This is a genomic window from Bradyrhizobium sp. S3.2.6 (assembly GCF_040546885.1).
Classification (GTDB): domain Bacteria; phylum Pseudomonadota; class Alphaproteobacteria; order Rhizobiales; family Xanthobacteraceae; genus Bradyrhizobium; species Bradyrhizobium cytisi.
Map to the genome: position 1 here is coordinate 41,976 of NZ_JBEPOS010000008.1, position 17,481 is coordinate 59,456.

Sequence of the window (17,481 nt, forward strand, 5' to 3'; positions counted from 1 at the left end):
TCAGCATACTGAGCAATATCGGACAAGACGTCAACGGGAGAGGTGCTCATGCAATTCCATCTCAATGGATTCCAGCCGGGCGACCCCGAGATTGCCGATCCCGCCGAACGCGTTCAGGCCTCGGGCGCTGCGGGCGCCGTGCCTGACAAGGTCGATGTCCTCATCGTCGGTTGTGGCCCCGCGGGCCTGACGCTCGCGGCCCAGCTCGCGCAATTCCCAGACATCAAGACCTGCATCGTCGAGCAGAAGCCGGGCCGGCTCACGGTCGGCCAGGCCGACGGCGTCGCCTGCCGCACCATGGAGATGTTCCACGCCTACGGTTTTAGCGAGCGCGTGCTGAAGGAGGCCTATTGGGTCAATGAGACGACGTTCTGGAAGCCGGACGGGCAGGCGCCGGAGAAGATCGTCCGCAGCGGCCGGGTGCAGGATGTCGAAGACGGGCTGTCGGAATTTCCGCACGTCATCCTCAACCAGGCGCGCATCCATGACGGCTTTCTCGACGTCATGCGAAGGTCGCCGGCCAAGCTCGAGCCCTATTACGACAGGCGTCTGCTCGACCTCCAGGTCGATGCGGTCGCGGGGCCCGCCGACCATGCCGTGACGGTGGGCCTCGAACGCGTCGATGCTGCGAACGAGGGCAAGGTCGAAACCATCAGGGCGCGCTACGTCGTCGGTTGCGACGGCGCGCGCAGCACGGTGCGCAAGTCGATCGGCCGCGAGCTGCATGGCGATTCGGCCAACCAGGCCTGGGGCGTGATGGACGTGCTGGCGGTGACCGATTTTCCTGATATCCGCTTCAAGGCCCTGATCCAGTCGGCGAAGGACGGCAGCCTTCTTATCATTCCGCGCGAAGGCGGCTACTTGGTCCGCCTCTATGTCGAGCTGGCAAAGCTCGACGTCGGCGAGCGCGTCGCCAACCGTGACATCACGGCCGACGACGTGATTGCGAAAGCACAGCGGATCCTGAAGCCGCATACGCTCGAGGTGAAGGAGATCGCCTGGTGGTCGGTCTACGAGATCGGCCAGCGCCTGACCGACAAGTTCGACGACGTGCCGGAAACCGAGATCAACACGCGTCAGCCGCGCATCTTCATCGCCGGCGATGCCTGTCACACCCACAGCCCGAAGGCGGGGCAGGGCATGAACGTCTCGATGCAGGACGCCTTCAATCTGGGCTGGAAGCTCGCCTCCGTCCTTCGCAAGCAGAGCACGCCGAGCCTGCTGCATTCCTACTCGGCCGAGCGGCAGGCGGTGGCCAAGGAGCTGATCGAATTCGATCGCGAATGGGCGGGCATTCTCGCTTCCGCGGCCAAGGCAGGCGGCGCCGATGCCGCCAAGACGCAGGATTATTTCGTCAGGCACGGCCGCTACACCGCGGGCACGGCGACGCATTACACGCCGTCGATCCTCACCGGCGCGGCCTCCCATCAGCATCTCGCGCAAGGCCTCGTCGTCGGCTCGCGCTTCCACTCGGCGCCAGTGATCCGGCTCGGGGATGCGAAGCCTGTTCATCTCGGCCACGCGGCGGACGCCGATGGCCGTTTCCGCATCTACGCGTTCTCCGGCGCCGAAGACCCCGCCGCTGCCGGCTCCGCCATTCGCGCGCTGTGCAATTTCCTCGCCGAGGCCAGGGAATCGCCGCTCAGGCGATACACGCCAGCCGGTGCCGACATCGACGCCGTGATCGATCTGCGTGCGGTGTTTCAGCAGGACCATCGCGCGCTCGCGATCGAGGCGATGCCAACGCTGCTGCTGCCGCGCAAAGGGCGCTACGGCTTGCTCGACTACGAAAAGATGTTTTGTCCGGACCTCAAGAGTGGTCACGACGTTTTCGAGATGCGCGGCATCGATCGGAAGGCCGGCTGCATGGTCGTGGTGCGTCCCGATCAATACGTTGCACAGGTGCTGCCGCTCGATGATTTTGCGGCGCTCGCCGGGTATTTCGACGCCTTCATGTTGCAGGTGAACTGAAGCGTGCTCCGCGGATGAATGGCGGATGAATATTGAACTGCGTGCGCGGCGTGCTTCTCAATCTTTTTGGCTGATACGACCTTTGCGCGCGGAACGCTTCGTTCCGTTCGTGCGTTCCGCCTCTCAGAGGAGGACTTCGCCATGAGATTGAAAACCGCTTTAGTTGCCGCATTGCTGCTCGCGCCGACGGCCGCATTGGCCGCGCCGGGCATCGTCACCGTCTCGACCGGCCTGCGCGCCGGCCCGGGGGAGGGCTTTCCGCTGGTCGACCGCGTCCCCGAGGGCGCCCCCGTCAACATCCATGGTTGCCTGCGTGGCAATGCCTGGTGCGACGTGAGCTTTTCCGACGATCGCGGCTGGGTGTCGTCGCAATATCTCGAATACCTCTACCGCAATCACTACGTCTATCTTCCCGACTATGCCGATGAGGTCGGCGTGCCCGTCGTCCCCTTCGTGCTGAGCTCGTACTGGTCGAGCTACTATGAGGGGCGTCCCTGGTATCGCCGTCACGCCTACTGGAACAACTACTGGACCTCGCATGAGCGCTTTGCGACGCGGATGACGATCGATCCGCGCGCCGCTCGCATCGGACGCGCGGCGACGCGTGACGCTGCGGTCGCGCTGGGCCGCGACGCGCATGCCACCGATAACGTTAAGGGTAATGTCGCGGTCTCCGGCCGTGATGCCGCGACGGCGCGGCATGATGCGGCCATCGCAAAGCGCGACGCTGCGGTTGGCGTCGATCGCAATCGTGCCGAACGGAGCCAGCGTTTCGTCAACGAGCGGACCGCGGTGCAGGGTCGCAATCCCCGTGATGCGCAGGCGCGTATGATGCACGAACAGGCGGCAAGCCGCGCCGCAGTCCACGCGCAGCCTGTGGCGCGTGCACATGAAGCGCCGCGCATGTCGGCTGCGCCGGCGGCCCGGCCCGTGACGCCGCATATGGCTCAGCCGAATGTCAGCCACGCTGCGCCGATGAACGCTCATGCGCAGATGCCGGCGCCGCGTGCGGCCGCGCCTGCGATGCCGCATCCCGGTGGAGGCGGCGGCGCTCCGCACGTCAATGCGGCTCCGCATGGCGGCGGCGCGCCCAGCGGCCCGCAGAAGCACGAGCATTGAGCAATGAAAGCCCGGCCTTCGCGCCGGGCTTTTGCTTGGGTTAACCCGGTTCCGTGCGCGTACAATTTAAGAAAGTTCTTCGCGGGCAGATTTCATCGATCGTAATATGTGTATTCAAAGCTGTAAGCATCCACTCGGGGCAGCGGGGCACGGGAGGATGAAGATGAGACAAAGTCAGGCGGAGTCGCGTCGCCAAAATGTCGCGAAGCGGTCGATGACCAAAGAGGCAAAGCAACTGGCCGGCCTGATTGCCGGCTTGCGCAAATCCCTCGACGGCATCCACAAGGAGCGGACTAGCACAAAGCTTTCCGGCGCCGAGATGGGGCTGCTCGACGAGCGCCGCAACAATTTGTTGCTCACCATTGCTGCCCTGGACGATCGTCTGTCGGCTGTGCAGGGTCTGATTGATCTCGGCCGTCCACACATCATCCGCGTCCACTGAGCGGATCGGCTCGGCATTATCGGTTCCGTCGCGGCGGCGATGGGCCGGCGCCAGGCTGGCGGCTCTGCACCGCATAAGGGTTAGCACGGCACTCGGCCGTCGCGGATTCAGGTCTGCGCGGTTGCGGGCATGGCGGCGAACAAGCTCCCGGCAAGCAGAATCGCGCTCATGACGCTGCGCATGGTTGACATCCGTCGCTCGGCGGAACCGGTGCCGGCGCACAATGCTGCCGCGGAGGGCACCAAATTGCCACGCTCCCGGCGAATTGCCGCCAAAGCCCGCTGCCACGAGGGAGAACGGGTGCAGGGCAACGCAAGGGGACAAGCATTGGCCTATAAAATGATCGCAGAACGCGACAATGAGAAGTACAGTTTTGCCCGCGAGAGCCGGTTGCTCATCGTGGCGAAGGCAAAGGTTTGGGCGAGCGAAGGGTGGCGGGTCGTCATCACCGATCAGGACGGCAAGGCCTATGCGCCGCCGGAGTTTGATCAGTTGCTGGCGGCGTGATCGCGAGGCGCGGGCTAGGGGACGACATTGAGATCGCAAATTCGACCGGGGCGCGCATTCGTCGCGCCTCTGGTGATTCTTGGGACCATGGCCGCAGCCGCGATCGTGCTGACGACACCGCTTGCGTCCGCGCAAAATCTCGACGCCGGCAAATCGCCCGAAAAGCTCTTCGCCGACGGTTGCACAGCCTGCCATCGCAGCCCGCGGGGGCTTGCGAAAGGGCGCTACACCCTGACGCTGTCCTGGTTCCTGCAGGACCATTATTCGGCCAGCTCCGACAGCGCCAAGGCGCTCGCGGCCTATCTGGTGTCGGTCGATACGCCGCCCGCAAGTGCTTCGGCGAAATCTGGCGCAAAGTCAGGCCGATCCAAGCCGCGTCCGCCCAAGCCGGTGCAGAGCCAGTAGTCGTCGCCGGCTACCCGCGCCGATAAGTTTGCGCGATCAGGCGGTCGTGCACGGCGCGCCAATCTGCGTTCATGCGGGTCTGTCCCGTCGTGACGAAAGACAGCCAGGCGCCGTCGGCGGCCAGACGCACGATCTGGAACTCTGGCGCCGCATCGGTTGCACGGTGGCGTTTCAGGCGCGCTTTCATCCAGTCGTTCCAGAGCTTGCGCAGCGACGGATCGGTGACGACCACCATGCTCAGCGCCGCCCAAGGCGTGGCAAAGCCGAACGCCTTGCCGGTGAACACCGCATTCACATAAGCGCGCGTAAAGCTGCCGAGCGGCCTGGGATCCGCCTCGATGGCCGCGTCGATCTCGGTGTCAACGCGGGCGAGCAGATCGGCGAACAGGCCCTCGATCAGCGCCTGCTTGCTCCCGAAATGATGAAACAGCCCGCCCTTGGTGACGCCGGCCGCCGCTGCCACCGCTTGCACGGTGACGCCGGAGACGCCGTGGTCCATGGCGATCGCCGCGGCGTGGTCGAGCAGGGCGCGCCGCACCTGCTCGGGCTGCTTGGCGCGGGTATAGGCACTCGCCGGCATCAATGCGCCGTGGTCTGCGAGAACAGGTTGATGACCACGACCCCGGAAACGATCAGGGCGATACCGACGAAAGCGGCGGCGTCCAGCATCTGGCGGAACAGCACGAAGGAGACGGTGGCGGTCAGGATGATGCCGACCCCGCCCCAGATCGCATAGGCGATGCTCAAGGGGATGACCCGGATCGCGACGGAAAGCGCGTAGAACGAGGCGACATAGAACAACACCATTGCCAGCGTCGGCCAGGGCCGGGTGAACTGCGCGGACTGCTGCAGGAAGGCGGACGCCGTCACCTCGAGCATGATGGCGAGGGCAAGTGCGACATAGGAGGTGAAAGCGGGCGTCATGGCGGTCTCGGTCGTGGCGCGCGAAAGATACCGCGCGGTAGGTATGTTTAGCACGCGCAACATGGCTTTTGTCGGGAGCAAATATCACGTGTGAGTGACGAGGCTGCGACAGCGGGTCTGACCACCTCAGGGGGCCGATCACACATAGCCGCCGCGCGAGGGATCGCGCGGCAGCTCCGAGCCGTCGTGAAGCGTTCGATGCGGCCCTAGCTGATCCGTACGGTGAGTTCGACGTCCTCGGCGAAGGGCGTGGACATGTAGCCGTTTCCGGGCTTACGGACGCGCGCGAGATAGTCGGGGCTGAAGTCGGCGTTGTCGGCGACGATGATCGCGCCCGGCTTCAGACGGTCTTCGATCAGATCGAGGATATCCGGGTAGAGCGCCTTGGCGCCGTCGAGCAGCACGAGATCGATCTGATCGGGCAGGTCCCTGCTCAGCGTCTTCAGCGCATCGCCTTCACGGATTTCGACGAGATCGATCAGCCCGCCGGCCGAGAGGTTTTCGCGCGCCCGCGCCGCCTTGGATGGCTCGAACTCGCTGGTGATGAGACGGCCGCCGCCATTGTCTCGCAAGCCTGCCGCAAGGTACAGCGTCGAGATGCCGAAGGAGGTGCCGAACTCGACGATCGTTCTGGCACGTGAGCTGCGCGCCAGCATGTAGAGCAGGTGACCGGTCTCGCGTGAGACGGCGAGCGGTGCGTCCTTCAGGCGTGCGTAGAGGTCGCGGTAATCGGTCTTGCTCTGCATCATCCGTGTGCGGTCGGCGTCGGTCACGTCGGCGAAGGCGGCTCGCGTTACGCCGCGTGCTGCTGCGTCCTCGTCGAACAGGCGATCCAGCAGCGGCGCAAGCGAGGCGATGGTTGGGATGGTCATTTCGTGTCTCCAGAGTTCGCGGCAAAGCGTGGGCTTGCGTGCGAAATGAAATACGACTAATTCATCGCATTTCCTATTCGCATTCCCCCGGGCGCACTATGGCCGATCGTCGAAGCCGTTCAGTTTCCTCACGAAAATTGCCGCAACAGGTCCGCTCCAACGAGTTGGTGGCGGCCATTCTGGATGCCGCTGTTCAGGTCCTAGCGAAGGAGGGGGCGCAGCGTTTTACCACCGCGCGGGTGGCGGAGCGGGCCGGGGTCAGCGTCGGCTCACTCTACCAGTATTTTCCGAACAAGGCGGCGATCCTGTTCCGCCTGCAGAGCGACGAGTGGCGAAGCACGAGCGAGCTCCTCCGCGGCATTCTCGCGGAGCGTGCGATGTCGCCTCCGGTGCGCCTGCGCGCGCTGGTCCACGCCTTCATACGCTCCGAATGCGAGGAGGCTGCGATCCGTGGCGCGCTCAGCGATGCTGCACCACTGTATCGTGATGCGCCCGAGGCACGGGAGGCGCGCGCGGCCGGCGAGGGCATTGTCGCAGCCTTCATGCGCGAGGTGCTGCCAAAGGCCTCGGAGGCGACGCGCGAGCTCGCCGGGGAGCTGGTCAAGACGACGCTGGCCGAGGTCGGAAAGCGGTTCTCGGAGACGCCGCACAGCGAGGCGGAGATCGCGCGCCACGCCGACGGGCTGGCTGACATGTTCTGCGCCTACCTCGGTGAGCTTGCGCGACGCGGAAGTCATTCCTGACATCTGCGTTTGCAGCCCAATATCGTTTCGGACCACTGGGGATCATGGGTTAGCGGGCGGTCAGAGGTGACCGGGCACCGAAGGCTGGCGCGGAAGATGCAAGCGCTGCGGCCAGGGCTCGGGTACGACGCTTCGTGATCCGGGCTATGCTTGCCACATCCAGCTTTTGACCCTACGGACCTCTGCATGCTCATCATCTCGATTCAAAGCCAGGTGGTCCACGGCCATGTCGGCAACAGCGCGGCGGTCCACGCGATGCAGGCGGAGGGCGTCAATGTCGCTGCGGTGCCGACGACGCTGCTGTCGAACCATCCGCGCTATCCGACCTTGCGTGGGCGGGTGCTCGACGCTGAGCTGGTCGCCGATCTGCTGCGAGGTGTCGAGGAGCGGGACCTTGTCGACGAGGCGGCCGTGCTCGTCACCGGCTATCTCGGCTCGCCCGACAACGCCGTCGTCATCGCCGATTTTGTCGAGCGCGCGCTGTCGCGCAATTCGAAGCTCGTCTATCTCTGCGATCCCGTCATCGGCGACGACGGCCGCGTCTATGTCGCCGACGGTATTTTGGATGTGGTGCGGCACCGCTTGTTGCCTGCGGCACACCTGATCACGCCGAACCAGTTCGAGCTCGAGCTGCTCTCCGGCGTCAAGATCGCAGACACGGACGGCCTGCGTGCTGCAGCGGCTGCGATTGCGGCGCAACACCGGATCGACGCCGTCGCCACCGGCTGCACCCTCGTCGACACGCCGGCGGGGCAGGTGGAGACGATCCTGTGTGCTGACGGGCAATTGTCGCGCTTTGCGACGCCGCGCCTGCCGATCCGCCCCTACGGCACCGGCGATCTCCTCACTGGCCTGATCGCGGCGCACCTTGCCAAAGGTACGGCAGTCGAGGCGGCGGTGCGGCTTGCGGTCGAGACCATCTTTGCCGTGCTCGTTCGCACCCAGCAGGCAGGATCGGCCGAGATGCGTCTCGTGCCGTTGCCGGCCTCAGGAAACTGAGCGACGGCTCAGGTCGTTCGCTTCGCGGCCGATTGCGCCGCCTTCTGCGGCTTTGCCGGGCTCCTCTCCCGCGCCGCCTGGGCCCTCGGCGGCCTGGCGCTGGCCACCGCGCGCGCCTTCTTCGGCTTGGTGTTGGCAGCTTCCTTGCGGTCGTTCGCAACGCCGCGCTTCGAGATATATTCCTGACCGTCGATCGGGCCGACATGCGGAGGATCGCGGTCGAGATAGGGCCGGCCGATGCCGAGCGCCTTGCCGTTGGCATCCACCCACTTCCATAACGCCTCGGTCGAGACCCAGCGCTGCGCGCGGTTGTCGCCCTTGGTGCTGACGATGTCGGCCGCCATGCCGTGGCCGTAGCCGCCGCGAAGGCTGCCGCCGTGATAGGAGCGGTTGGAGGCTGCCTTCAGGCCGCTCGCAATCTCCTGGCGATAGTCGTCACGGAACGCGCTGGTGATTCCCGGCGAGAGACCGGCAGCTTCTGCCGTGAGCAGCATGCGAAACAGCTTCTGCTTGAAGCTCTTGTCCATGCCGCCGATGACGTAATCCATCAGCGTCATCTTGGCGTGGTCGGCCGCCTTCGGATCCTTCCAGGCAAAATCCTCGTCGACGAGTTTCGTGAAGCTCCGCATCACCGTGACCATCTTGCCCTTGCGCTTGACGGTGACGGCGCGGCGGTCCTCGACCTTGATGGAATCTTCCTTCGGCGTGCGCTGATAGAGCGCCCAGAGATAGCGGTCGATACAGGCATCCATGACGAAGCATTCATCGAGCACGGCCACGGTGTCGGCGGGCGGCGACGCCTTGCTCTCGGCCACGGGCCCGCTCGCGATCGCCGAGGGCGACAGAGCCTCCGACGGCACGACGTCGCCGGGATCGGCGGACGCGAGCTTGACGGTCGGCTCGGGTGCGGGTGCAGCTTCGCTTGCGACGGGAGCAGCTTCGTTGGTGACGGCGGCAGCCTCGCTTGCGACCGGAGCCGGTTCAGGTGCGATCTGGAGCGGGGGTGAGGCCGCTGCAACCATGTCAGTTGGATCGGCCGAGGCGAGCTGGACAGCGGGGGCGGGTGCCCCGGGCGGTGGTGCTTCGACCAGTGCTGCGCTTGGTGTCGCAGCCGCGGCGGCGGCGATGTCGGCGGTCAGGGCGATGCCATCGTCGATCGTCGCAGCGCGCGGGATATCGGCAAGCTCAAGGTGGGTGAGATCTTTGGCGCGGGAGACGGCGGCTGCATTGGCGCCGCTGTTCTCGATCAAAGCAGGGGCATAGGCGGAGAGGGAGAGCGCCAGCCAGCCGACCATCACGGCCGAGGGGCACGAGACCGCCACAAGAAGAGACCGCCGATCATTCATGATCCCTGCCTCCAAGGTTCGTAAGCGAACCAGATTGCACAGCCAAGCACGCGGCGCGTCAATTGTTCGGAGGACGATGTGGCGGTGCAATGGCGTAAATCCCCTGAAAAGGGCTTTTCGCGCCAGGTGTTGCCTGAATGCAACTTTGGTTCCCGCAGGGGCCGGCGGTCCGTGGACAGGAAAAGCCAGGCAAAATCGCCTTCGGATGCTCATAAAATTGAACTATCCGGATTTACTCAATCTTGGATTGTGGAGGTGCATTGCTCGCGTGCTGTGCCGGCAACGTCCGGTAGATCTGGGAAGGATATGCTTGTGAGATTGAAGTGCTTGTTGGTTGAGTTCGCGTCCGATGAATCCGGTGCCACAGCGATCGAATATGGCCTGATCGCAGCGGGCATTGCGCTCGCGATTATTGAAGTCATTTATGCGCTCGGCACCAATCTTGTCGCAAAGCTGCAATCATTGGCGACCGCTTTGAAATAGGGCGTTGTCGCCTCCTCTTTGCGAGCAGTACGAAAGGGCGCGGCGCGTTAAACATACTGTTATGCACGGCGCGCGATATTGCGTTGCAGCAATGCATGTCGCAATGCAGCAAATCGGACTTACATGTGCTCCGACCTTTCTCTTTGGAGCATCACCATGAACAAGAAGACTTTGTCGATCGCGGCCGCTGTCCTCACTCTTGCGGGCACGACTGCCGCCTTCGCCGCCGAGCTGCCGGCCTATGAGGCCAACGGCATTCCGGCCTCGCCCGTGCAGGTTCGCGTGCTCGGCGCCGCCCATGTCGAGCAGCAGGTGACGGCGCCCGCCACCAGCGTGACGGCGCTCCAGGCCGCCGTGCTGACGCCGCGCAAGCTGAAAACCGCGACCGTGACCACGGGCTCCGCCCGCTGAGACCAAAGCCGTCACGACGTCATGGCCGGGCTTGTCCCGGCCATTTTTTTATCCGCGGCCGTCATGTCATCGCGACGAATTGATCGATCACACCGTGAGTGTGTTCCACCTCATGTCGCGTGTTGATGCGCTGACTGAGAATGCTTCGGCAGAAAAACTCCTCGCAACGCGCGACTTGTGTACCGGCGTTCAAAACGAGTGTGATCTCTTTAATAGTTGTTTTGCAGATCGCGGCGCTTGATGCGGGCGCCGCATATTGGCGGCCAAGAATCGTTTTCATAATGGAGACTGTCATGCCTGTTGCGCAGAAAGCCGTTGTTGTCGCCAATTCGCCGCGCGAATTCATCGTCCGGCATCTCGCAATGTTCGCAGCCGCCGCGTTGTTCGTGTTCGTGCTGAGCCTGACCTATGGGCTCGATCTCAGCCCCGGCTTCTTCTGAGCGGACCTCAATCCGCGTTCTCCCGCGCGCCTGCCTGGCAGGGACGTGGGTTGAGCCTTAACGTCCGCCGACGTACTGCCGCAAAGGCAGAGGTAGGGCGCGCCGCGGCTAACCGCTCTTCGCCGGCGGGCTGCCCCCTCGGCAGCACGCTTTAGATCCAGTCCTTCACTCTCGGGAAACAGGCGCGCTTGCGCGCGCTCCAGACGTAGTCCGATCCGCCGCAGGGCGGCCGTGGACGCGTGGTGGCCGGGCATTCGTTCCAGACCCGCGCGCCGGTGCCCCAGCCGTCGACCACGCAGGCGCCTGTCACGGTCGGGTGGCAACCGGGGCCGCAGAGGCCGTCGGCGTTGGCGGCGCTGACCGCGCCCAGCAGCATCATAGGTGCAAAGACCAGCGGAAGTCGGTGCCTCATCATGCGCTCCTACGTCGGCCGATGTGCGAACCTCCTGATGCGAGACCAACGGCCGTTCCACGAGAGCATAGCACCAAATCCCGCGGCAGAGAACGGCGCCGGCAGCAGGGCGACGCCAGTGCTGCGATCCACCGCGCAGGGACCTCGCGACGAGGAGTTGCCGAAGTGGTAGTTGAGGCCGACCCGCGCGATCAGGGAGCTGATGAAGCCATGACCGTCCTGCTCAACATCGACGTCCCCGACATCGAAGCCGCCACGACTTTCTACACCGTCGCGTTTGGGCTCACCGTCGGCCGCCGCTTCGGCAGCGACTTCGTCGAGCTCGTGGGCTGGCCGGCGCCGGTGTACCTGCTGACCAAGCCGGCCGGGTCGTTAGGCGCCGGCAGCGACCGCCGTCGCTACGACCGGCACTGGACGCCGCTGCATGTCGACGTCGTCGTCGACGATGTCGATGCCGCAGTCGAGCGCGCGCTGCGCGCCGGCGCCGTGCTCGAAGCCCCGGCGCGCGATGCGCCGTATGGGCGGATTGCCATGCTGGCCGATCCGTTCGGGCACGGGTTTTGTCTGCTGGCGTTCAGCGCGAAGGGGTATGACGCGTTGCTGGGCTCGCAGGACGGATGAGCGCAACGCAATCCACCCGATGCAGCTACGCCTTCTTCACGAACTCCGACTTCAAATTCATCGCGCCGATGCCGTCGATCTTGCAGGCGATGTTGTGCCCGTCGCTGGCATCCTGGAGACGGATGTTGCGGACCTTGGTGCCGCCCTTGACGACCGACGACGATCCCTTGACCTTGAGATCCTTCATCACGATGACGCTGTCGCCGTCGGTGAGCACGTTGCCATGGGCATCGCGCACGCCCGCCTCCACTGGCGCATCTGCGGCGGCTCCAGCCGCAGCGCTCCATTCATGGCCGCATTCCGGGCACATCCAGAGATCCCGGTCCTGATAGGCATGCTCCGACTGGCAGTTCGGGCATTTGGTGGCGTCGGTCATGAAGTCTGGTCTCCGGCTTGCGTGCGCGGCGCACCGTAGGGTCGAGGCAGGCAAATGCAAGGGAAAGTCGCTCGCTCCCATAATCAAGATCGCGAAAACAACCCCATGCACAGTAGAAATGCCTACGGAATTTCTGGTTTCGGCGAATCAGAATAATGTTTGACCCGTCGGGCAAAACAGGCGCATGATGCCAGGGTGCCGAAAACGCGTCAGCCGTCCATGAACCGCGCCGTCCCCGAGACCCGGATCGAGCTGCCCTTGGCCGCGCCGATCTCGGCGCGGATCAGCGAGCGCGCGCCCATGTCTTCGCCCTGGACGATGTCGATCGCACCGCCATGCGGCCAGTCGATGTCACGCAAGTAACCCGCGAACGCGGCGGCGGCAGCGCCCGTCGCGGGGTCCTCGACCACGCCGCCGGCGGCGAAGGCATTGCGGACATGGAACAGGCGCGGCGTCTCCACCGTCGCCAGCGCGATGGTGACCAAGCCCGCTTGCTCCATCAGGGAGCGGCCCCGTTCGAACTGGTACGTCATGCGCGCGAGCGCGTCGCGCGATCGCAAAACCAGCAGGGCATGATCGGCGCCGCCGTGAATTTTTGCGGGCGGCAGCTTCGGGTCGAGATCGCCGCTCGCATAGCCGAGCAGGTCCAGCAGCGCATCCCGCAGCGACGCATCCAGCGGCGCGCTGCGCGTCGGCGGCGACTGCAGCGCGGCCGCAATGGTGTTGCCCTGGCGCTGCCCCGAAACGGAAATGACCGCATCGTTCAACTGCAGCCCGAAACTGCGATCGCCGAAGCGATGCGCGAGCGCGGCACCGAGCGCGATGGTGGCGTGGCCACAGAACGGCACCTCCATCGCCGGCGAAAAATAACGCACCCGCCATCCGTCACGCTCGGGCGCGGCAAAGGCGGTCTCCGAGAAGCCGACCTCGGCTGCGATCACCTGCATCGTCGCGGCATCCGGCAATACGTCGCCGATCCAGACCCCGGCGGGATTGCCGCCTCGGCCGCCGTCTGAAAATGCCGCGATACGAAGCACTGGTGTCATGGGATCGATCTCATTTGCCGCAGGATGGGTTGCGCTCATGCGAAACCTATCATCTTCACGAGCCGCAATTATGAGAGGTTGAGCGCTTATGGCATCCATCATCGCTGCGTGCCGCGTTGGCAGCTGGGACAAAATGGCAAAGCTGAGGCTGTCAATAGAAGATCGGGTTAGGACTGCCGCTTATCCCCGTAATACACTGAATGTCCTTTGGGGTTCGGGGTGCGTATTGGGAGGATCAATCATGGCAAGTGTTGAGCAATTGCGCAGGCGGGAAGGCGTGAACCTGGTTCAACTCGAGGCGGATATTGCATCGGTTCGCACGGGAAGTTCGATCGCTTCAATTTCTCTGCCTGATTACGTCGAGCACACCGAGGGCGTCACGCGCGTCGGTGCGCTCAGTGCAGAGGCGGTCATTCGCGACTATGAGTCCGCGGCAAAAGAGATCGAGGCCATGGGCACCGAGTTGATCGACGCCGCGCAAAAGTGCGAAGCGCTGACAGTCCAGGTCCATGATGCGATTGCCTTCATGCGCGAAACGGCCGCGGGGTATCGTGACGAGGGACGGAAGATCTTCAAGCGCATCGAAGAATGTGCGCTCTTCACCGAAGACGTCCGCAAGACATGCGAAGAGGTCAAGCGCAGAATGAAGGACGTCTCGGTCGGCGAGTCCTCCAATGAGGAGCTTGCGACGCAAGAGCGCCAGCTGACCGGGATCGCCGCCAAGGTGTCGGTGTACGAGATACCGGCCACGGAGCGATAATCCGCAGGATGGGTTTACCCCTTTGTGATATCCATCACCTTGGCGGAGCCAAGGTGATGGTATCGCTTTCGCCCTAAGGGCTCGCCAATCCGGATCGCCGTAGGGATCGACCATATAGGGCGGGGGAATCCAGAGTCCTCGCGGCGGTGATCCTGTTTGCCGCAAGCAGCCCGGATGGGCCCAAGCGAACCCATCAAATAGCTGTTGTGGAATGATGGGTTTCGCAAGGGCTCTAGCCATCCTACGGGATCGGGACAAGCCTCGCATAAGCCGGCATGGGGATAGTGGCCTCTACTCTGGGTTCGAGGAGATTCTGCAATGCCGATCGCGGGGCAAAAGCTGGCCTTTGTCATGGCCTCATCCAGCCATGGAACCATGATCGTCAATCGCTTCGACTATCGTATGGTCGCCCCCGACCGCGGCTATGGCGTGGGGCATCAGATCCTCGAGGCCGCCGCATTCGATCCCGGCGAAGTCAAGATCGCGCTCGAGCTGCTGGCCTTGCGGCGCAAGCACCACGGTGACGGCGTCATCGCGATCGACTGCGGCGCGAATATCGGCGTGCACACCATCGAATGGGCCTCGGCGATGACTGGCTGGGGCTCGGTGATCGCGATCGAGGCGCAGGAACGGATCTACTATGCGCTGGCCGGCAACATCGCCATCAATAACTGCTTCAATGCGCTGGCGGTGCATGCGGCCGTGTCCTCCGAATCCGGCACGCTGCAAATCCCGAATCCGAACTATTTCATGCCGTCCAGCTTCGGCAGCCTGGAATTGCGGCCGCGCCCGAGCAACGAATTCATCGGTCAGCCGATCGACTACACCGACAACACCGTCGTCGTGCGCAAGATGACGCTGGACGAGCTCAATCTGCCGCGTGCCGATTTCATCAAGATCGACATCGAGGGCATGGAGATGGAGGCTCTCAGCGGCGCCCGCGAGACGATTAGGACATACCGTCCGATCCTGCTGATCGAGAAGATCAAGACAGATCTCCGGCAGCTCGAGCAATGGCTCGTCGACAACGGCTACCGGCTGATGGGTCTCGGCATCAACATTCTCGCCATCCATCAGAGCGATGTGTGCTTGAAGGATATCAACGTATCCCAGAGCGCGGGCCCGCAAACACACGCGGCCTAGGCTGACTGCTCGATTGCGCGCCTCGTCCTTCGAGACGACCGCTTCGCGGTCTCCTCAGGATGAGGCTAAGCGGCACCGGTGCTCGTCAAAAACGACGGACGCACACTCGGTCCTCATCCTGAGGGCCCGCCAACGGCGGGCGTCTCGAAGGATGGCCACATGGGAATCGCTCCCACATGCGATAGCCCTGCGCCCAGGGCCAAGTCGCCGGAGCCGACGTCCGTCATTCATGCAAGTCGTGATCGAAATGGGCTTGCCTTGCTTTGCGTCCTTTTGCACTCTTCGTCGGGAAGGAGACCATTGCATGAAGATCAAGACTGTCGCGTGTGCGCTCGGAGCGGCCGTGGTGCTGTGCAGCCTCGGGATTTCGGGTGCCGAGGCTAGGGCGCGGAGAGCCGTCGTCGTTCGCGCACCACAAGAGAGGCTCATCGTCACGGCGCCTGTGCTGAGGCCAACGCCGTGGGATTACAATGTAGTTCCGCGTTATCGCTATCGCCCTGAAGACGACCGGGTCGATCCGTACGGTCCGCCGCTAGTGCCGTCATACGTTCGTTATGAGGGATGGCGCTGGCCGTATTGGTGGTGAAGGCCGCCGGAGGCATGCGGAATTAAAACCACTGCTTGGTCGCGTTAACCCCCGTGCTTTGCATGGCTTGCTCAACATAACCGGCGTCTGTACCCTGCGTTGCAGAAGGGTTGGCTTTCCATCAACGGACGGACTGAAATGACTGCAATCGAGGGCGTGCTTCCGGAGCAGGATTCCGATCGGGAACTGCCGCCAAAAATGCCGCCGGGCGTGCTGGTCGAAGGCCCGGTGGTCGACGCAAAATTTCGCGATTCCTACATCTCGTTCGCCATGATGATCTTGGGCTCGATCGGGGCGCTGGTCTGGGCCTTCACGCAAGGCATCGGGCGTGTCGAGATCTCGGTCTTCGTCGGCCTGTTTGCGATGACCACGATCGGGATCGGCTTCATGCACCGCTACTTCGTGCACCGCAGCTACCGCTGCGGTCCGGTGATGCGGACGATACTCGCCGCCATCGCCACGATGGCGGTGCAGGGCTCGATCCTGAAATGGGTGAGCAACCATCGCCGGCACCATCTTCACTCCGACAAGCCCGGCGACGTCCACAGCCCCTATTATGACGGCTTCGGAAACCGCATTGCCTCCTTCGCCAAGGGGATGGGGCACGCGCAAGGCAACTGGGTGTGGGACCTCGCGACCACCGATTCCGAATATTACGCCAGGGATATTCTGGCCGACCCGATCGCGATGTTCTTCACCAGGACGCGCTGGTACTGGTACGCGCTGTCCGCGATCGTCATTCCGGGCGCTATCGGCTATGCGTTCGGCGGCGTGCACACGATGATCGGCTGCGTGCTGTTCTCCGGCCTGTTCCGCAGCTACCTCATGACCATGGCCACCTCGCTGGTCAATTCGGTCTGCCATAGCGACGGTCGCTACGGCTACCGCCGCTATGAGCTCAACGACGGCACCACCAACGAGCTGGTGACCACGATCCTCACCTTCGGCGAAGGCCTGCACAACAACCATCACCGGTTTCCGCGCGACGCCTATCTGTCGCACGCCTGGTACGAGATCGACATCAACGGCCTGATTATTCTGGGGCTTGGCAAACTTGGGCTCGTGCACGACATTTTCTCGGCCGGAAGCCGGCAGCGAGGTTCGGACGGCGGCAAGAGTTCAATGCCGGATACCGAAGCGACGGTCTGAAGCCGTAGGATGGGTAGAGCGAAAGCGAAACCCATCAAAGAATCCCTCGCGGAATGATGGGTTTCGCAAGAGCTCTACCCATCCTACGGACTACGGATATCCGGATGGAGAGTTGCCAAACGCAGACGGAATAGCGAACATTGGCTGCGGATCTCGACGGGGCATTCATTCGGCCCCGTCTGAGTCGATTTTGAAAATATTTTGGAGGGCGCCATGGATTGTTCGAATTTCCGAATTCTTCTCCTTGCTGTTGCGGCCGTGGTTGTTGCCTCGGTCAATCCTTCGTCCGCGCAGATCGTGGCGCTCGGCCATAGCGCGGTCCACGGCAACGTCGCGGAATCCGAGATGTGGCCGGCCGTGCTGGAGGGATTGCTGCGCGCCAAGGGGTCTCAGGTCCATGTCGCCAATGCCGGCGTGTGGGGTGAGACCACCGATGCGACGCTTGCACGTACGCCGAGCGTCGTTCCGGCTGGGACGAAGCTCGTCATTCTCTGCGACAATCCGGCCAATGACGTCAGGCACAATATGAGCCCGGTCAAAGCCATGGAGAACATCGCGGCCATCAAGAGCCAGTTGAAGGCGCGGGGCATCCGGGTCGTCGACGTCTGGGGGACCTACATGTCAGTTTGGCGGCAACCGGGCAGCGTCGGTCCCGACGGGCGTCATCTGAGCGTCGAGGGCAACAAGAAGATGGCGACGGCGATGGTCGGCGTGGCGAAGTAGCCG

General features: G+C 63.7%; 23 protein-coding genes. 15 read left to right on the forward strand and 8 right to left on the reverse strand.

Going from position 1 to position 17,481, the window contains the following annotated elements; genetic code table 11:
• The first annotated feature begins 48 nt into the window (after positions 1 to 48).
• The 5 genes from ABID58_RS16690 to ABID58_RS16710 all read left to right on the forward strand — a co-directional run bounded on the left by ABID58_RS16690 (position 49) and on the right by ABID58_RS16710 (position 4,444).
• Positions 49 to 1,971, forward strand: coding sequence for an FAD-binding monooxygenase (locus ABID58_RS16690; RefSeq protein ID WP_354033424.1), 1,923 nt, complete (start codon positions 49 to 51; stop codon positions 1,969 to 1,971).
• Positions 1,972 to 2,112: 141 nt separating this feature from the next.
• On the forward strand, positions 2,113 to 3,090 hold the full coding sequence (locus ABID58_RS16695) for an SH3 domain-containing protein (RefSeq protein WP_354033425.1): 978 nt from the start codon (positions 2,113 to 2,115) through the stop codon (positions 3,088 to 3,090).
• A gap of 163 nt (positions 3,091 to 3,253) precedes the next feature.
• Positions 3,254 to 3,532 carry a hypothetical protein gene (locus ABID58_RS16700; RefSeq protein WP_354033565.1) on the forward strand — a complete coding sequence of 93 codons (279 nt, stop codon included), beginning with the start codon at positions 3,254 to 3,256 and terminating at the stop codon, positions 3,530 to 3,532.
• A gap of 129 nt (positions 3,533 to 3,661) precedes the next feature.
• Positions 3,662 to 4,039, forward strand: coding sequence for a hypothetical protein (locus ABID58_RS16705; protein WP_354033426.1), 378 nt, complete (start codon positions 3,662 to 3,664; stop codon positions 4,037 to 4,039).
• An 87-nt stretch (positions 4,040 to 4,126) separates the two neighbouring features.
• Positions 4,127 to 4,444, forward strand: coding sequence for a hypothetical protein (locus ABID58_RS16710; protein WP_354033427.1), 318 nt, complete (start codon positions 4,127 to 4,129; stop codon positions 4,442 to 4,444).
• A 10-nt stretch (positions 4,445 to 4,454) separates the two neighbouring features.
• Here the strand turns inward: ABID58_RS16710 and ABID58_RS16715 are convergent, their stop codons facing one another.
• The 3 genes from ABID58_RS16715 to ABID58_RS16725 form a co-directional block, all read right to left on the reverse strand.
• Entirely contained in the window at positions 4,455 to 5,024 is a 570-nt protein-coding gene (locus tag ABID58_RS16715) for a TetR/AcrR family transcriptional regulator (RefSeq protein WP_354033428.1), read from the reverse strand.
• Positions 5,024 to 5,368, reverse strand: a complete 345-nt coding sequence (locus ABID58_RS16720; protein WP_354033429.1) for a DMT family transporter — start codon at positions 5,366 to 5,368, stop codon at positions 5,024 to 5,026. The genes ABID58_RS16715 and ABID58_RS16720 overlap by 1 nt, the downstream gene beginning before the upstream one ends.
• 206 nt (positions 5,369 to 5,574) lie before the next feature.
• Positions 5,575 to 6,240: an O-methyltransferase gene (locus ABID58_RS16725; protein ID WP_354033430.1), complete on the reverse strand. Its 666-nt coding sequence runs from the start codon at positions 6,238 to 6,240 to the stop codon at positions 5,575 to 5,577.
• Between the two features lie 98 nt (positions 6,241 to 6,338).
• Between ABID58_RS16725 and ABID58_RS16730 the strand changes: the two genes are divergently transcribed.
• Together ABID58_RS16730 and pdxY are read left to right on the forward strand one after the other, a co-directional pair.
• Positions 6,339 to 6,983, forward strand: a complete 645-nt coding sequence (locus tag ABID58_RS16730) for a TetR/AcrR family transcriptional regulator (protein WP_354033431.1) — start codon at positions 6,339 to 6,341, stop codon at positions 6,981 to 6,983.
• 186 nt (positions 6,984 to 7,169) lie between these two features.
• Positions 7,170 to 7,982 (forward strand): pyridoxal kinase, encoded by an 813-nt coding sequence (pdxY, locus tag ABID58_RS16740; RefSeq protein ID WP_354033432.1) that lies wholly within the window; start codon positions 7,170 to 7,172, stop codon positions 7,980 to 7,982.
• An 8-nt stretch (positions 7,983 to 7,990) separates the two neighbouring features.
• On the opposite strand, the gene ABID58_RS16745 is transcribed toward pdxY, so the two are convergent.
• Positions 7,991 to 9,328, reverse strand: coding sequence for a M15 family metallopeptidase domain-containing protein (locus ABID58_RS16745; protein ID WP_354033433.1), 1,338 nt, complete (start codon positions 9,326 to 9,328; stop codon positions 7,991 to 7,993).
• A 318-nt stretch (positions 9,329 to 9,646) separates the two neighbouring features.
• Between ABID58_RS16745 and ABID58_RS16750 the strand changes: the two genes are divergently transcribed.
• Both ABID58_RS16750 and ABID58_RS16755 read left to right on the forward strand, forming a co-directional pair.
• Positions 9,647 to 9,811: a Flp family type IVb pilin gene (locus ABID58_RS16750; RefSeq protein WP_187435426.1), complete on the forward strand. Its 165-nt coding sequence runs from the start codon at positions 9,647 to 9,649 to the stop codon at positions 9,809 to 9,811.
• Positions 9,812 to 9,967: 156 nt separating this feature from the next.
• The gene (locus ABID58_RS16755) at positions 9,968 to 10,222 is read left to right on the forward strand and encodes a hypothetical protein (protein WP_148755954.1); all 255 of its coding nucleotides are present in this window, start codon (positions 9,968 to 9,970) and stop codon (positions 10,220 to 10,222) included.
• A 61-nt stretch (positions 10,223 to 10,283) separates the two neighbouring features.
• Here the strand turns inward: ABID58_RS16755 and ABID58_RS16760 are convergent, their stop codons facing one another.
• Complete coding sequence (locus tag ABID58_RS16760; RefSeq protein ID WP_354033434.1) at positions 10,284 to 10,517, reverse strand: hypothetical protein; 234 nt, start codon at positions 10,515 to 10,517, stop codon at positions 10,284 to 10,286.
• Between ABID58_RS16760 and ABID58_RS16765 the strand changes: the two genes are divergently transcribed.
• Positions 10,516 to 10,662: a hypothetical protein gene (locus tag ABID58_RS16765; RefSeq protein ID WP_187435422.1), complete on the forward strand. Its 147-nt coding sequence runs from the start codon at positions 10,516 to 10,518 to the stop codon at positions 10,660 to 10,662. The genes ABID58_RS16760 and ABID58_RS16765 overlap by 2 nt on opposite strands.
• 151 nt (positions 10,663 to 10,813) lie before the next feature.
• Here ABID58_RS16765 and ABID58_RS16770 read toward each other — a convergent pair whose 3' ends face one another.
• Positions 10,814 to 11,074 carry a hypothetical protein gene (locus ABID58_RS16770; RefSeq protein WP_502916415.1) on the reverse strand — a complete coding sequence of 87 codons (261 nt, stop codon included), beginning with the start codon at positions 11,072 to 11,074 and terminating at the stop codon, positions 10,814 to 10,816.
• Positions 11,075 to 11,284: 210 nt separating this feature from the next.
• Between ABID58_RS16770 and ABID58_RS16775 the strand changes: the two genes are divergently transcribed.
• Positions 11,285 to 11,695 carry a VOC family protein gene (locus ABID58_RS16775; protein WP_148755956.1) on the forward strand — a complete coding sequence of 137 codons (411 nt, stop codon included), beginning with the start codon at positions 11,285 to 11,287 and terminating at the stop codon, positions 11,693 to 11,695.
• A 25-nt stretch (positions 11,696 to 11,720) separates the two neighbouring features.
• On the opposite strand, the gene ABID58_RS16780 is transcribed toward ABID58_RS16775, so the two are convergent.
• Both ABID58_RS16780 and ABID58_RS16785 read right to left on the reverse strand, forming a co-directional pair.
• A complete protein-coding gene (locus ABID58_RS16780) occupies positions 11,721 to 12,071 on the reverse strand; it encodes a zinc ribbon domain-containing protein YjdM (RefSeq protein WP_354033436.1) in 351 nt (116 codons plus the stop codon).
• Between the two features lie 209 nt (positions 12,072 to 12,280).
• Positions 12,281 to 13,117, reverse strand: coding sequence for a PhzF family phenazine biosynthesis protein (locus tag ABID58_RS16785; RefSeq protein ID WP_354033437.1), 837 nt, complete (start codon positions 13,115 to 13,117; stop codon positions 12,281 to 12,283).
• 241 nt (positions 13,118 to 13,358) lie between these two features.
• On the opposite strand from ABID58_RS16785, the gene ABID58_RS16790 reads away from it, so the two are divergent.
• The 4 genes from ABID58_RS16790 (at position 13,359) to ABID58_RS16805 (ending at position 17,478) form a co-directional block, all read left to right on the forward strand.
• Positions 13,359 to 13,877, forward strand: a complete 519-nt coding sequence (locus tag ABID58_RS16790; protein ID WP_148755971.1) for a hypothetical protein — start codon at positions 13,359 to 13,361, stop codon at positions 13,875 to 13,877.
• Positions 13,878 to 14,195: 318 nt separating this feature from the next.
• Positions 14,196 to 15,020, forward strand: a complete 825-nt coding sequence (locus ABID58_RS16795; protein ID WP_354033438.1) for an FkbM family methyltransferase — start codon at positions 14,196 to 14,198, stop codon at positions 15,018 to 15,020.
• A 724-nt stretch (positions 15,021 to 15,744) separates the two neighbouring features.
• Positions 15,745 to 16,755 carry an acyl-CoA desaturase gene (locus tag ABID58_RS16800; RefSeq protein WP_354033439.1) on the forward strand — a complete coding sequence of 337 codons (1,011 nt, stop codon included), beginning with the start codon at positions 15,745 to 15,747 and terminating at the stop codon, positions 16,753 to 16,755.
• A 213-nt stretch (positions 16,756 to 16,968) separates the two neighbouring features.
• Positions 16,969 to 17,478 (forward strand): GDSL-type esterase/lipase family protein, encoded by a 510-nt coding sequence (locus ABID58_RS16805; RefSeq protein ID WP_187435423.1) that lies wholly within the window; start codon positions 16,969 to 16,971, stop codon positions 17,476 to 17,478.
• The last annotated feature ends 3 nt before the right edge of the window (positions 17,479 to 17,481 follow it).

What these genes read in the sequence shown, in the direction of transcription:
- ABID58_RS16790 (WP_148755971.1), top strand. Translation starts at nt 13,359, where the DNA reads ATGGCAAGTGTTGAGCAATTGCGCAGGCGGGAAGGCGTGAACCTGGTT.
- ABID58_RS16745 (WP_354033433.1), bottom strand. Translation starts at nt 9,328, where the DNA reads ATGAATGATCGGCGGTCTCTTCTTGTGGCGGTCTCGTGCCCCTCGGCC.
- ABID58_RS16770 (WP_502916415.1), bottom strand. Translation starts at nt 11,074, where the DNA reads ATGAGGCACCGACTTCCGCTGGTCTTTGCACCTATGATGCTGCTGGGC.
- ABID58_RS16690 (WP_354033424.1), top strand. Translation starts at nt 49, where the DNA reads ATGCAATTCCATCTCAATGGATTCCAGCCGGGCGACCCCGAGATTGCC.
- ABID58_RS16695 (WP_354033425.1), top strand. Translation starts at nt 2,113, where the DNA reads ATGAGATTGAAAACCGCTTTAGTTGCCGCATTGCTGCTCGCGCCGACG.
- ABID58_RS16725 (WP_354033430.1), bottom strand. Translation starts at nt 6,240, where the DNA reads ATGACCATCCCAACCATCGCCTCGCTTGCGCCGCTGCTGGATCGCCTG.
- ABID58_RS16800 (WP_354033439.1), top strand. Translation starts at nt 15,745, where the DNA reads ATGACTGCAATCGAGGGCGTGCTTCCGGAGCAGGATTCCGATCGGGAA.
- ABID58_RS16805 (WP_187435423.1), top strand. Translation starts at nt 16,969, where the DNA reads ATGGATTGTTCGAATTTCCGAATTCTTCTCCTTGCTGTTGCGGCCGTG.
- ABID58_RS16760 (WP_354033434.1), bottom strand. Translation starts at nt 10,517, where the DNA reads ATGACAGTCTCCATTATGAAAACGATTCTTGGCCGCCAATATGCGGCG.
- ABID58_RS16710 (WP_354033427.1), top strand. Translation starts at nt 4,127, where the DNA reads ATGGCCGCAGCCGCGATCGTGCTGACGACACCGCTTGCGTCCGCGCAA.
- ABID58_RS16730 (WP_354033431.1), top strand. Translation starts at nt 6,339, where the DNA reads ATGGCCGATCGTCGAAGCCGTTCAGTTTCCTCACGAAAATTGCCGCAA.
- ABID58_RS16785 (WP_354033437.1), bottom strand. Translation starts at nt 13,117, where the DNA reads ATGACACCAGTGCTTCGTATCGCGGCATTTTCAGACGGCGGCCGAGGC.
- ABID58_RS16775 (WP_148755956.1), top strand. Translation starts at nt 11,285, where the DNA reads ATGACCGTCCTGCTCAACATCGACGTCCCCGACATCGAAGCCGCCACG.
- ABID58_RS16715 (WP_354033428.1), bottom strand. Translation starts at nt 5,024, where the DNA reads ATGCCGGCGAGTGCCTATACCCGCGCCAAGCAGCCCGAGCAGGTGCGG.
- ABID58_RS16755 (WP_148755954.1), top strand. Translation starts at nt 9,968, where the DNA reads ATGAACAAGAAGACTTTGTCGATCGCGGCCGCTGTCCTCACTCTTGCG.
- ABID58_RS16720 (WP_354033429.1), bottom strand. Translation starts at nt 5,368, where the DNA reads ATGACGCCCGCTTTCACCTCCTATGTCGCACTTGCCCTCGCCATCATG.
- ABID58_RS16795 (WP_354033438.1), top strand. Translation starts at nt 14,196, where the DNA reads ATGCCGATCGCGGGGCAAAAGCTGGCCTTTGTCATGGCCTCATCCAGC.
- ABID58_RS16780 (WP_354033436.1), bottom strand. Translation starts at nt 12,071, where the DNA reads ATGACCGACGCCACCAAATGCCCGAACTGCCAGTCGGAGCATGCCTAT.
- ABID58_RS16705 (WP_354033426.1), top strand. Translation starts at nt 3,662, where the DNA reads ATGGCGGCGAACAAGCTCCCGGCAAGCAGAATCGCGCTCATGACGCTG.
- pdxY (WP_354033432.1), top strand. Translation starts at nt 7,170, where the DNA reads ATGCTCATCATCTCGATTCAAAGCCAGGTGGTCCACGGCCATGTCGGC.
- ABID58_RS16700 (WP_354033565.1), top strand. Translation starts at nt 3,254, where the DNA reads ATGAGACAAAGTCAGGCGGAGTCGCGTCGCCAAAATGTCGCGAAGCGG.
- ABID58_RS16765 (WP_187435422.1), top strand. Translation starts at nt 10,516, where the DNA reads ATGCCTGTTGCGCAGAAAGCCGTTGTTGTCGCCAATTCGCCGCGCGAA.